10 protein-coding genes (1 of these 10 cut by a window edge) are annotated in these 12,490 nt (G+C 64.4%); 9 read left to right on the top strand and 1 reads right to left on the bottom strand.

Annotated features, from left to right (window positions below; translation table 11 throughout):
* Positions 1–22 precede the first annotated feature (22 nt).
* The 9 genes from prfA to CK224_RS15730 all read left to right on the top strand — a co-directional run bounded on the left by prfA (position 23) and on the right by CK224_RS15730 (position 11,169).
* Positions 23–1,102: a peptide chain release factor 1 gene (prfA, locus tag CK224_RS15770; RefSeq protein WP_095782402.1), complete on the top strand. Its 1,080-nt coding sequence runs from the start codon at positions 23–25 to the stop codon at positions 1,100–1,102.
* Entirely contained in the window at positions 1,095–1,964 is an 870-nt protein-coding gene (gene prmC / locus CK224_RS15765) for a peptide chain release factor N(5)-glutamine methyltransferase (protein WP_095782401.1), read from the top strand. Before prfA ends, prmC begins: the two co-directional genes overlap by 8 nt.
* Positions 1,965–2,301: 337 nt before the next feature.
* Positions 2,302–3,276 carry a DUF4167 domain-containing protein gene (locus CK224_RS15760; RefSeq protein WP_245425960.1) on the top strand — a complete coding sequence of 325 codons (975 nt, stop codon included), beginning with the start codon at positions 2,302–2,304 and terminating at the stop codon, positions 3,274–3,276.
* Positions 3,277–3,429: 153 nt separating this feature from the next.
* Positions 3,430–3,795 (top strand): metalloregulator ArsR/SmtB family transcription factor, encoded by a 366-nt coding sequence (locus CK224_RS15755; protein WP_095782399.1) that lies wholly within the window; start codon positions 3,430–3,432, stop codon positions 3,793–3,795.
* Positions 3,773–4,294, top strand: coding sequence for an SRPBCC family protein (locus CK224_RS15750; protein ID WP_245425958.1), 522 nt, complete (start codon positions 3,773–3,775; stop codon positions 4,292–4,294). The genes CK224_RS15755 and CK224_RS15750 overlap by 23 nt, the downstream gene beginning before the upstream one ends.
* 255 nt (positions 4,295–4,549) lie before the next feature.
* A complete protein-coding gene (gene clpB, locus CK224_RS15745; RefSeq protein ID WP_095782397.1) occupies positions 4,550–7,156 on the top strand; it encodes an ATP-dependent chaperone ClpB in 2,607 nt (868 codons plus the stop codon).
* A gap of 182 nt (positions 7,157–7,338) precedes the next feature.
* Positions 7,339–7,698, top strand: a complete 360-nt coding sequence (locus tag CK224_RS15740) for an MmcQ/YjbR family DNA-binding protein (protein ID WP_095782396.1) — start codon at positions 7,339–7,341, stop codon at positions 7,696–7,698.
* Between the two features lie 159 nt (positions 7,699–7,857).
* The gene (locus tag CK224_RS15735) at positions 7,858–9,372 is read left to right on the top strand and encodes a L,D-transpeptidase family protein (protein WP_095782395.1); all 1,515 of its coding nucleotides are present in this window, start codon (positions 7,858–7,860) and stop codon (positions 9,370–9,372) included.
* A gap of 240 nt (positions 9,373–9,612) precedes the next feature.
* The gene (locus CK224_RS15730) at positions 9,613–11,169 is read left to right on the top strand and encodes an MFS transporter (RefSeq protein ID WP_095782394.1); all 1,557 of its coding nucleotides are present in this window, start codon (positions 9,613–9,615) and stop codon (positions 11,167–11,169) included.
* On the opposite strand, the gene CK224_RS15725 is transcribed toward CK224_RS15730, so the two are convergent.
* Positions 11,166–12,490, bottom strand: the 3' portion of a protein-coding gene (locus CK224_RS15725; protein ID WP_095782776.1) for a M23 family metallopeptidase. It continues 655 nt past the right edge of the window; only the last 1,325 of its 1,980 coding nucleotides appear in the window; its start codon lies beyond the right edge, outside the window; the stop codon is at positions 11,166–11,168. The genes CK224_RS15730 and CK224_RS15725 overlap by 4 nt on opposite strands.

Here is a 12,490-nt window from a genome sequence, read left to right as displayed (position 1 = left end):
AGTCCACCGAAGTCCCAAGCCCATGATCAACCTGCCCCGCGACCGCATGGACCAAGTCGTCAAGCGTTTCGACATGCTCGAAGCGCAGATGTCGGCAGGGCCGTCGGCCGATGCCTATGTCAAAATGGCTTCCGAATATGCCGATATCCAGGAGATGGTGGGCAAGATCCGGGCGTTGCGCGCCGCCGAGCAGGAACAGGCCGACCTCGAGGCGATGCTCGCCGACAAGAACATCGATGCCGAGATGCGGGCGCTGGCCGAGGCCGACCTGCCGGAGGTTAAGGAGCGCATCGAGGTGCTGCAGAAGGATATCCAGATTCTGCTCCTGCCCAAGGATGCCGCCGACGACAGGAACGCCATCCTCGAAATCCGCGCCGGCACCGGCGGCGACGAGGCGGCCCTGTTCGCCGGCGATCTGTTTCGCATGTATGAGCGCTACGCCGCCTCGCGCGGCTGGCGTTTCGAGGTCGTTTCGGCGAGCGAAGGCGAAGTCGGCGGCTACAAGGAAATCATCGCCTCGGTGTCGGGCAAGGGCGTGTTCGCGCAGCTGAAATTCGAATCCGGCGTGCATCGCGTGCAGCGCGTGCCGGAAACCGAGGCCGGCGGGCGGATCCATACCTCGGCGGCGACGGTCGCCGTACTGCCCGGGGCCGAGGAGGTCGATATCGATATCCGGGGAGAGGACATCCGCATCGACACCATGCGCGCGTCCGGCTCCGGCGGGCAGCACGTCAACACCACCGATTCGGCGGTGCGCATCACGCATCTGCCGACCGGCATCATGGTGGTGCAGGCGGAAAAGTCGCAGCACCAGAACCGGGCGCGGGCCATGCAGATTTTACGGGCGCGGCTCTATGACCTGGAGCGCAGCCGCGCGGACGAGGAGCGCTCGTCGTCGCGAAAATCGCAGGTCGGCTCGGGCGACCGCTCGGAGCGCATCCGCACCTATAATTTCCCGCAGGGACGCGTCACCGACCACCGCATCAACCTCACCCTTTACAAGCTCGACCGGGTGATGATGGGCGAGCTCGACGAGGTGATCGACGCGCTGATCGCCGACCATCAGTCGAAGCTGCTCGCCGACATGGGCATTGATGGCTGATCCTTTGCCCTCGGCACTTCGACCGCTGCTGCGCGCGGCGAGGGAGCGGCTCGCTGCCGCCGGCATTGCCGATCCGGCGCTCGATTCCAGGCTGATCGTCGAGCATTTTTCCGAAACCACGCGCACCCAGGCTATCGCGGAGCCGGGCCGAACGGTGGATTCTGCGGCTCTTGCGGCAATCGAGGCGGCCCTGAGGCGTCGCGTCGCAGGTGAGCCGGTGCATCGCATTCTCGGCTATCGCGAGTTCTATGGGCTGCGGCTGTCGCTGTCGCCGGACACGCTGGAGCCGCGCCCCGATACCGAGACGCTGGTCGACGCGATCCTGCCCTTCGCCAAGTCGACGGCCGAAAGGCTTGGCCAGTGCCGTCTTCTCGATCTCGGCACCGGAACCGGTGCAATCGCGCTGGCGCTGCTCAGCGCGATTCCGGCCGCGACCGCGACCGGCGTTGATATTTCGCCCGGCGCGCTGGCGACCGCCACGCGAAACGCCGCGGATCTGGGGCTCGGCGGGCGCTTCAAGGCCTTGTATTCCAACTGGTTCGAAAAAGTTTCGGGCCGATACCATTTAATTGCCGCGAATCCACCCTATATACCCAGTCGAGACATTGGAAATCTGCAGGACGAGGTCCGCGATTTCGATCCACGCCAGGCCCTTGATGGCGGTGTGGACGGGCTGATCCCCTATAGGATCATCGCCGGAGAGGCGGAAGGATTTCTGGAAGCGCAAGGCAAGGTAGCGGTCGAGATCGGCCATACGCAGCAAAGCGAGGTGACCGCGATCTTCGCGGCAGCCGGCTACAGGCTGCCGGAGGCGCGACGCGATCTCGGCGGAAACGACAGGGTTCTGGTGTTTGAGCGTTGAAACCCCTGATGCAGTGCGAAAAAACGCTTGGCAATATTAGGGAATGCAGCTAGGTTCCGGCTTAACCGGATGAGACGAAGCAGGCAGTGCTCTTAGCGATTCGGTTCTCCTTGGAAATAGCTGCCTCCTTGCGCAAACGACGCCCATGCTTCGTGCGGGAATCGTCCGGCAAGTGATGTAACCGGAACAGGATGGCACGTGGCGCCAACGCAATCGATGCGGGCGAACGCCGGTGAAAAAACGAAACGGTCGGCTGCATGAGCGCCACCGTTCGCGACGAGTTTTAGAAAATTCACATGAAGAGAGTCGAATGAGGCCACAACAGCAGAACAGGCGCATGCGCGGTCGCAACAACAATGGCGGCGGTGGCAACAACAACCGCAAGGGGCCCAATCCCCTGACGCGCAACTATGAGAGCAACGGTCCGGACGTGAAGATCCGCGGATCGGCTCAGCAGATCGCCGAAAAATATGCCGCACTCGCCCGTGACGCGCAAAGCTCCGGCGACCGGGTGATGGCGGAGAACTATCTCCAGCACGCCGAGCACTACAATCGCATCATCGCGGCCGCGCAGGCGCAGCTGCCCATCCAGAACGCCCAGCAGAACCGCGACGACTTCGATGACGACGTCGATGAGGATCGCGACGAGTTCGACACGGTCGGCAACGCAAATGCCGGCGAGTCGCAGGCCGCCGCGAACGGTTCCGGGCCGCAGCCGGTGATCGAAGGCACGCCGGCGGAACTCGCCTACAACCAGGAAAACGGCCGCGACAACAACCGGCGCGACAATAATGGTCGTGACAGACACCGCGACCGCCGCAATGGCGGCTATGGCCAGTACGGTCAGAATGGTCAGCGCGGCGACAATGGTCAGCGAGAGCGCAGCGAACATGGCGGCCAGCAGATCGATCAGAGCCGCCGCAATGAGGCGCAGGCCAAGCCGGAGGGCTCCGCCGAAGACGGCGTTGCGGCCGAGCAGGCTCCGCTGTTCGACAGCTTCTCGCCTGCCGGCCTTGCCGCCCAGGCCGAGCGCAACGAAGCCGGCACGGACAATGGCGGTGGGCGTCGGCAGAGACGTCCACGTCGCGGTCGCGGCAATGCCGAGCAGGGCCATAGCGCCGAGCAGGGCAATGCCGATGAAAGCAATGCCGGCCGGGCGGACAGCGCCGCCGATGGCGGCAACGTCGCGGACAGCGGCAGCGCGACTGCCGCGACTGCCGCCAAAGAGGCAAATGCAGCGCCGAGCGAGAACGGCGCCGGTGAGCCGGCAGGCGGCGCCGGCGAGCCGGCAGTCGCCGACGCAGATAGCTGACCGCAGGTCTATTTCCAGGCAATTCGAACGGCGGAGAGGTTTCTCCGCCGTTTTTCGTTGTGCGTGCCTAAAGCACGTCGCCTGAATCCGTTTCAGCGCGACGCGCTTTCGTTTCCTTGCATGGCGGTAATTTGTGCGCTAATACTGAACCATATGGTTCAGTATATCAAGACCCGCCTCGATGCTTCATTCGCCGCGCTCTCGGATGCGACCCGACGCGGCGTGCTGGAGGAGCTCGGCCGTGCGGACGCTTCGATCACGGAACTGGCCGAGAAGTTCCAGATGACCCTCACGGGCATGAAGAAGCACGTCGGAGTCTTGGAGCAAGCGGGGCTCGTCAGCACGGAAAAGGTCGGGCGTGTGCGGACCTGCAAGCTCGGCCTGCGCGGGCTGGAGCAAGAGGCGGCATGGATCGAGAGGTACCGCCAGCTCTGGGACGCACGCTTCGACGAGTTGGACAAGGTAGTCGAGGAACTGAAACGAAAGGAGAAGGTCGATGGACGCAAGCAAAGGGAGTGAGGCCACACCGATGCAGAACCGCACGACGGTGGAACGGACGTCGGACCGCGAGCTCGTCGTCACGCGAACCTTCAACGCTCCGGCGCGCATCGTGTTCGAGGCGTGGACCAAGCCTGAGCTGTTCAAGCAGTGGTGGGCGCCGAAGTCGATGGGAATGGTGCTGCGTTCCTGCGAGATGGATGTCCGTGTCGGGGGCAGGTACCGTTTGGCGTTCGGCCGCGATGGCTCAAACCTTGACGAGTTCTTCGGCAGGTACATCGAAGTGACACCGCACTCGCGCCTCGTCTGGACCAATGAGGAAGGCGGTGAGGGTGGACCCGTCACGACGGTGACCTTCGAGGAAAAAGGTGGCAAGACGCTGCTGGTCCTGCACGAGCTCTATCCCTCGAAGGAGGCTCTCGACGCTGCCGGCACCGGTGCGGCGGAGGCGATGGGCGAGACGTTCGGGCAACTGGACGAGCTTCTCGTCACCCTGGGCGCGAGCGGTGGACGATCATGAAGCCGTCGATGTCGCGCGTCACGCAGCCGCAGCATTTAAGCCCTTGTTTTAATGCCTAATATTCGCCCAAAACCGCTGCGCGCTTCGGGCGACCAGGCCCTAGAATATTCTGCGCTGACCGAGATCAGGGCGTCTTGAGAGACCTGAGCTAATACACCATATCTCGGCTGAACAGGACTCGGCTCGAATGAGCGGGTCCGTCACCGCAATCTGATCCGGTGCCGCAAAGCGGGCCGGTGATGGAAGGAGACATACATGAATACGGAGAAATATTCCGAGCGCGTGCGCGGTTTCATCCAGTCCGCGCAGACCATGGCGCTCTCGCGCAACCACCAGCAATTCACTCCCGAACATATGCTCAAGGTGCTCGTCGACGATGACGAGGGCCTTGCCGCGTCTCTGATCGAGCGCGCCGGCGGCAGCATTCGCGACGTGAAGCTCGGCGTCGAGGCGGCGTTGGAGGCTATGCCCAAGGTCGAAGGCGGCAACGGCCAGCTCTATCTCGCCCAGCCGCTTGCCAAGGTGTTTTCGACCGCAGAGGAACTGGCCAAGAAGGCCGGCGACAGCTTCGTCACCGTGGAGCGGCTGCTGCAGGCGCTCGCCATGGAGAAGTCGGCGAAGACCGCCGACATCCTGGCCAAGGCCGGTGTCACCGCGCAGGCGCTGAACCAGGTTATCAACGATGTCCGCAAGGGCCGCACCGCCGATTCGGCCAGTGCCGAGCAGGGCTACGACGCGCTGAAGAAATACGCCCGCGACCTGACCGCGGATGCGCGGGCGGGCAAGCTCGACCCGGTCATCGGCCGCGACGACGAGATCCGCCGCACCATCCAGGTGCTGTCGCGCCGCACCAAGAACAATCCCGTGCTGATCGGCGAGCCCGGCGTCGGCAAGACGGCGATCGCCGAAGGCCTGGCGCTGCGCATCGTCAATGGCGACGTGCCGGAATCGCTGAAGGACAAGCGGCTGATGGCGCTCGACATGGGCGCGCTGATTGCCGGCGCCAAGTATCGCGGCGAGTTCGAGGAGCGGCTGAAGGCCGTGCTGTCGGAAGTCACTTCCGCCGCAGGCGGCATCATTCTGTTCATCGACGAGATGCACACACTGGTCGGTGCCGGCAAGGCCGATGGCGCGATGGACGCCTCGAACCTTTTGAAGCCTGCACTGGCGCGCGGCGAGCTGCACTGCGTCGGTGCGACCACGCTCGACGAATACCGCAAGCATGTCGAGAAGGACGCGGCGCTCGCCCGCCGCTTCCAGCCCGTTTTCGTCGACGAGCCGACGGTCGAGGACACTGTCTCGATCCTGCGCGGCCTGAAGGAGAAATACGAGCAGCACCACAAGGTGCGCATCTCCGATTCGGCGCTGGTTTCGGCCGCGACGCTTTCCAACCGCTACATCGCCGACCGTTTCCTGCCGGACAAGGCGATCGACCTGGTGGACGAAGCCGCATCGCGGTTGAGGATGCAGGTCGATTCCAAGCCCGAGGCGCTGGATGAGATCGACCGCCGCATCATGCAGCTCAAGATCGAACGCGAGGCGCTGAAGGTCGAGAAGGATGACGCCTCGAAGGACCGGCTGACCAAGCTGGAGAAGGATCTGGCCGACCTCGAGGAGCAGTCGACCGAGCTGACCGCCAAGTGGCAGGCCGAAAAGCACAAGCTCGGCCTTGCCGCCGACCTGAAGAAGCAGCTCGACGAGATGCGCAACGAGCTGGCGATTGCCCAGCGCAAGGGCGAGTTCCAGCGCGCCGGCGAGCTTGCCTACGGCAAGATCCCGGAGCTGGAGAAGAAGCTCAAGGAAGCCGAAGCCCAGGACGGTAAGGCCGGCATGGTGGAAGAGGTGGTCACGCCTGACCACGTCGCCCATGTCGTGTCACGCTGGACCGGCATTCCGGTCGACAAGATGCTTGAGGGACAGCGCGAGAAGCTGCTGCGTATGGAGGACGAGATCGGCAAGCGCGTCGTCGGCCAGGGCGAGGCGGTGCAGGCGGTCTCCAAGGCCGTGCGGCGCGCCCGTGCGGGTCTGCAGGATCCGAACCGGCCGATCGGCTCGTTCATGTTCCTGGGTCCGACCGGCGTCGGCAAGACGGAGCTCACCAAGGCGCTCGCCGCCTTCCTGTTCGACGACGAGAGCGCCATGGTGCGCATCGACATGTCGGAGTTCATGGAGAAGCACTCGGTCGCCCGGCTGATCGGCGCGCCTCCCGGCTATGTCGGCTATGAGGAGGGCGGCGCGCTCACCGAAGCGGTGCGGCGCCGGCCCTACCAGGTCGTGCTGTTCGACGAGATCGAGAAGGCGCATCCGGACGTGTTCAACGTGCTGCTCCAGGTGCTCGACGACGGCCGGTTGACCGATGGTCAGGGCCGCACGGTCGACTTCCGCAACACGCTGATCATCATGACCTCCAATCTCGGCGCCGAATATCTGGTCAATCTCCGCGATGACCAGGACGTCGATGCCGTGCGCGACGAGGTGATGGGCGTGGTGAGAGCCTCGTTCCGTCCGGAATTCCTCAACCGCGTCGACGAGGTGATCCTGTTCCACCGGCTGCGCCGCCAGGATATGGATCGCATCGTCGAGATTCAGCTCAAGCGGCTGGAGAACCTGCTTGTCGATCGCAAGATCACGCTGTCGCTCGATCACGATGCGATCGAGTGGCTGGCCGGCAAGGGCTACGATCCGGCCTATGGCGCCAGGCCGCTGAAGCGGGTGATGCAGAAGGAACTGCAGGATCCGCTGGCGGAGAAGATCCTGCTCGGCGAAATCCTCGACGGCTCGACCGTCAAGGTCACCGCCGGTTCCGATCGCCTGAACTTCCGTTCGAAGCAGACGGTGGTGGCGGCTGAAGCCGCCGCCTGAGTCGAGCCGGGGCATGTGACCGGAGCCATTCCAGGAAAAGCGCTTGGCGGTTTTCCGTCCGAATTGCGCAAACAAGGATACGAGGAGCGCGTCGCATCCGGCAGGGGCGGCGCGCTCTTGCTTTTCCACAGCGCCTTGCTGCAGAACCGGGCTTGATTGCGGGTCCCGGAGGGCCGATTCCAATGAAGCTCGAGGACTATAACGGCTTCTGCGCCACGCTGCCCGCCACGACCCATGTCGTGCAGTGGGGCGGGGCTCACGTCTGGAAGGTCGGCGGCAAGGTGTTCGCGATCGGCGGCCATGACCGGGAGGGCGAGGTCTTCGTTACCTTCAAATGCTCCGACATTGCCTTTGACGTGCTGAAGGAACAGCCGGGCTGTCGGCCCGCGCCCTATCTCGCGTCGCGCGGCATGAAATGGATCCAGCGCCAGACAAGCCAAAGCGTGGATGATGCCGCGCTGAAGGACTACCTGCGCGAAAGCCACCGCCTGGTCGTGCTGAAGCTGACGAAACTGGCGCGCAGCGAATTGGGGCTGCACTGACATTCGGTTGGGGACCATGGTGAAACTGGGGACCATGGTGAAACGCCGGAAATCCGCCATCTTCATGCCCGGTTCATATTGGAACCTTAGTTTTGGTAACTGGTTTGCTGGCGAAGGGTTCGCCCAGCAAGACCGAGCCGACCGGAGAGCCTGACCCACATGCTGCGCACGATCTTTTACCTTTCGGCACTTGTGGCCGGGCTGGCGGCTTCCGGCGCGCTCGCAGCGCCGAGTCTGGAAGGCGCGCAGAAGACGGTTCGGCCCGCTCAGCACGGCGCGCTCCTGCTCGCCCAGGACGGCAATATCGACATCTATTACGATGCCAGGGGCAACCGGGTGCTTGTCGATGCCGATACCGGAAAGGTTATTGCCATCCAGCCGCCGCAGACCAGGCTCGATCGCCGGGCGCTGCGCCGTCAGCTGCGGATGCAGGAACTCGGGCGTGCGCCCGTCGAGGACGACGACCGCTATTATCTCGACGATCCCGACGACATGGCCCGCTTCCGCCGCAGGCAGCTGGACGAGAACGGCCGGTATATCCCGCCGCCGGTCGACGACTACGATTCCAACAGCGGCAATTCCGTCGAGGCCTATCCGCCGGCGCCGAACGACGAAGGGTATGCCACAACCTATCCGGAGGCGCCAAGGTCCGACACCATCAAGCGCGAGCCGCTGAACGAAGCATCGATCGAACCGCACCCTGGGCAGGGGGACGTGCTGCAAGTCAATCCGGAGACCCAGGCCGCGCTGCCGCCGGACACGGGCGGCAAGGCCACCGTCGATCCGTCGCTTTCGCTCGGCATGCGCCAGGACGTGGCCGAACTCCAGGTGCTGCTCGACCGCGCCGGCGCCTCGCCGGGAGTCATCGACGGCCGCTTCGGCTCGAATGTCGACAAGGCCCTGGCCGCCTACAACCAGATCACCGGCAGCAATCTGAAATCGACCGACTCGGCCGCCATCAAGGCGGCGCTCGCCCAGTCGGGGGGCGACGCCTTCGCCTCCTACACGATCACGCCCGAGGACGTGGCCGGACCCTATGTCGCCTCGATCCCGGAAGATTACAGCCAGAAGGCCAAGCTCGACCGCATGGGTTACACCTCGGTCACCGAGGCGCTCGCCGAGCGCTTCCACATGGACGAAGGCTATCTGAAGTCGATCAACAAAGGCCTCGACTTCAACCGTCCCGGGACCATCGTCAAGGTCGCCAATTTCGGCCAGTTGGTGTCGACGCCGGTTGCCCGCATCGTCGCCGACAAGGACAAGAAGGAAGTTTTCGCTTATGACGCGGGCGGCAAGCTGGTCGCAGCCTATCCGGCCACCATCGGTTCGGCCGACACGCCGTCGCCCACCGGCATCCACACCGTGTCGCGCATCGCGCTCGATCCCAATTACACCTATAATCCCAGCATCAATTTCAAGCAGGGCCAGAACGACAAGATCCTGACCATCCCGCCGGGGCCGAACGGTCCGGTCGGCTCGGTCTGGATCGCACTGGACAAGCCGACCTACGGCATCCACGGCACGCCCGATCCTTCCAAGATCGGCAAGACCGAAAGCCACGGCTGCGTGCGCCTGACCAACTGGGATGCGCGAGAGCTCGCCAAGCTGGTGTCGCCGGGCGTGACCGTCGAGTTCGTCGGCGGGTCTTCAGTCGATGATTTTGCGCAGCAATGAGCCGCGCAGGGCGGTTGCATAGATCAGCTGCAGCGCCAGGATGAACCCGCGCTGAGCAGCGGGTGATGAGGCATAGGCTGGCTCTTCCCCTTCTGGAATGACGGGCCGGAACCTACTACGCGACGGCTCGTTTGCATTTACGATAGCTACCTTCCTGGCCATGCCGTCACCAAACTGGTTTCAGAACTGCAATCTTCTGGCTCGTTGTTACCGATACGCCGGAGAGCTAAGCAGGTTTTCATGCCTTCCTCGAGTGAAGCCACAGCCGATTCGCTTTCGACCGCGACGCGCGCGAACGGCACCTTTTGCCCGCAGACGCAGCGCAAGTTCGTACTGGTCGCGGCAATCCTGGCCTCGGCGCTCGGCTTCATAGACGGTTCGATCCTGGCGATCGCCATGCCGGCCTTGCGCGTCGATCTCGGCGCCAGCCTGGCGGAAGCGCAATGGATCTCCAACGCCTATGCGCTGACGCTTTCGGCGCTGATTCTGGCCGGTGGTGCCGCCGGCGACCGATTCGGCCTAAGGCGCGCATTCGTGACCGGCATCGCGCTCTTCATCGCAGCATCGCTCGCCTGCGCGCTGGCGCCCAATCCGGCGGTGCTGATCGCGTTCCGCGCCATCCAGGGCATTGGCGCCGCCATTATGGTTCCGGGCAGCCTCGCCATCATCGCCAAGGCCTATCCGAAAAAGGAGCGCGGCCGGGCGATCGGCATCTGGGCCGCGGCCTCGGCGATGACGACGGCGCTCGGGCCGGTGCTTGGCGGCTTCGTGCTATCGACTTTCGGCAACGGCGTCTGGCGCGCGATCTTTGCCGTCAACCTGCCGCTCGGACTGGTTTCGATCTATCTGCTGCTCGCCAAGATACCGGCGGACCAGCCGACCGAAAAGCGCAGCCTCGACCTCGGGGGCGCCGCGCTCGCCACGCTCGCCTTCGGGGCTCTGGCCTATGGGCTGACGGGGATAAACGCCGAGGGCGGCGGGATAATGGCCGGGCCGGCAATCGTCGCCGGCGTCGTCCTGCTTTTCATTTTCATTCTCTACGAGCGCTGGCAGCGCGAGCCGATGATCGATCTCAGCCTGTTTCGCATCGGGGCCTTCGCGGGCGCCAATCTCGCGACCTTCTTCCTCTATTTCGCGCTGTCGGCGAACCTGTTCTACCTGCCCATGGTTCTGATCGCGGGCTGGGGACTGAGCACAGCCGAGGTCGGCTTCATCTTCCTGCCGCTGTCGGCATTGATCGCGCTGCTGTCGGGGCCGGTCGGCCAGTGGTCCGACAAGATCGGCCCGCGCCTGCCGATAGCCGCCGGCAGCTTGATCGTCGCCATCGCCTTTGCCGGCATGGCCCTGCTCGCCCATGCCGGGGTCCATAATTTCTGGACCGGGACCTTTCCGCTGATGGCGGTCATGGGGCTCGGCATGGCGCTCGTCGTGTCGCCGCTGTCGACGGCGATCATGACCTCCGTCGAGGACAAGGACACGGGCGCGGCATCCGGCATCAACAATGCCGTCTCGCGCGTCGGCGGCCTGATCGCAGTGGCGGCGATGGGCTCGCTCGCGGCTTTCGTCTATGCGCGATCGACCGGCAGCCCTGCCGGCATGCCCGGTTTCGGCGAACCGCCGGCGTCCGGGCTCGCGGCCAATCTCGACGCGTTGAGGATTGCGGCAAGCGACTCGGCCTTTGCCGCGGTCGCCGCCGTCACGACGCTGCTTTGCCTGCTATCGTCGATCCTCGCCTGGTTCACCGTGCCCGGACAGGCGCTGCCCTGGCCACGGCAGACGGGCGATTCGCCGGATTAGTTTGGAAGCTGCGAATCGGTCTTGGCGCTGGCGACCTTCAGCGAATTTCCGTCTTCCTGCTTGAGCAGGTCGTCGATGCGCTCGCGCTCGCGCTTGAAGGCGACGAGATCGTCGCCCTTCAGCACCTTGCCGACCGGCAGGCGGACGCGCATCGGGTCGACCTTGGTGCCGTTGACGATCAGCTCGTAGTGGAGGTGCGGGCCGGTGGCGAGGCCGGTCTGGCCGAGATAGCCGATGACCTGGCCCTGACGCACGCGCACGCCCGGCTCGATCCCTTTGGCGAAAGCGCTCTGGTGATTGTAGGAGGTCTCGTAACCATTGGCGTGGCGGATGATGATCTGCTTGCCGTAGCCGCCGGCCCAGCCGACCTTTTCGACAACACCGTTGCCGGCGGCGATGATAGGCGTGCCGATGGGCGCGGCCCAATCGACGCCGGTGTGCATGCGCACATATCCCAGAATCGGGTGCCGGCGCGCGCCGAAACCGGAGCGGAACTTGCCGGCGGGCAGCGGATTGCGCAGCAGGAATTGCTCGGCGCTCGACCCGTTCTCGTCGAAATAGTCGGTGCCGCCGTCCTGCATCTGGAAGCGGTAGAAATTGCGCGTCTGGCCGCCGAAGGTGGCTGAGACGTAGAGAAGCTCCGAATTGTCGGAGGTCTGGTCATCATCGTCGGGCTGAGAGAACAGGACCTCGAGACGGTCCGACGGCGAAAGCCGCGACTGGAAATCGACGTCCGAGGCAAGAAGCTTGATCAGCTTCTGGGTCATCGATTTCGACATGCCATAAGAATAGGCGGCTCGATAGATGCCGTCATAGACGTTGGGCAGGTTGCCGCGCACCACCACCGGCTGCGAATCGTCGAACGCCGTCAGCAATTCGGGATTAGGCTCCGGCTCCTGCGCCGGCACGAACTGTCCGCGATCGTCGAGCGCGATGGTCACGATATGCGTGGTGCGGTCGTAAACGCTGGTGCGGACTACCTTGGCGACGTCGCCGCGCACCTCCAGACCGACGCGCAGCACCGTTCCGGCCTTGAGCGCCGTCGCGTTCAAGAGCTTGCCGATCGCTTCCGACATGCCGGTGGCGTCATCGCCGGTGTAGCCCGAATCAGCGAAGGCCTCGGTGATATCGGTGTCCTCGGTGAAAGGGATGATTTCCTCGGCGAAGGCCGGCGTCTGGTCGTCCGGCGTGGCGCGCGGCGCCACCGAGACGTTCTCCGGCGTGATCTTGACGTCGTAGGAACCCGCCATGCTCTCGGCGAAGGCGTCGCCGAAGCGCTGCGGGTCGACATAATGAAGCGCCGCAACCTGGACGGCGCCGT

It is taken from the genome of Mesorhizobium sp. WSM3862 (assembly GCF_002294985.1).
In the GTDB taxonomy this organism is placed as follows: domain Bacteria; phylum Pseudomonadota; class Alphaproteobacteria; order Rhizobiales; family Rhizobiaceae; genus Mesorhizobium.
This window is presented reverse-complemented; position numbering and strand designations above follow the sequence as displayed.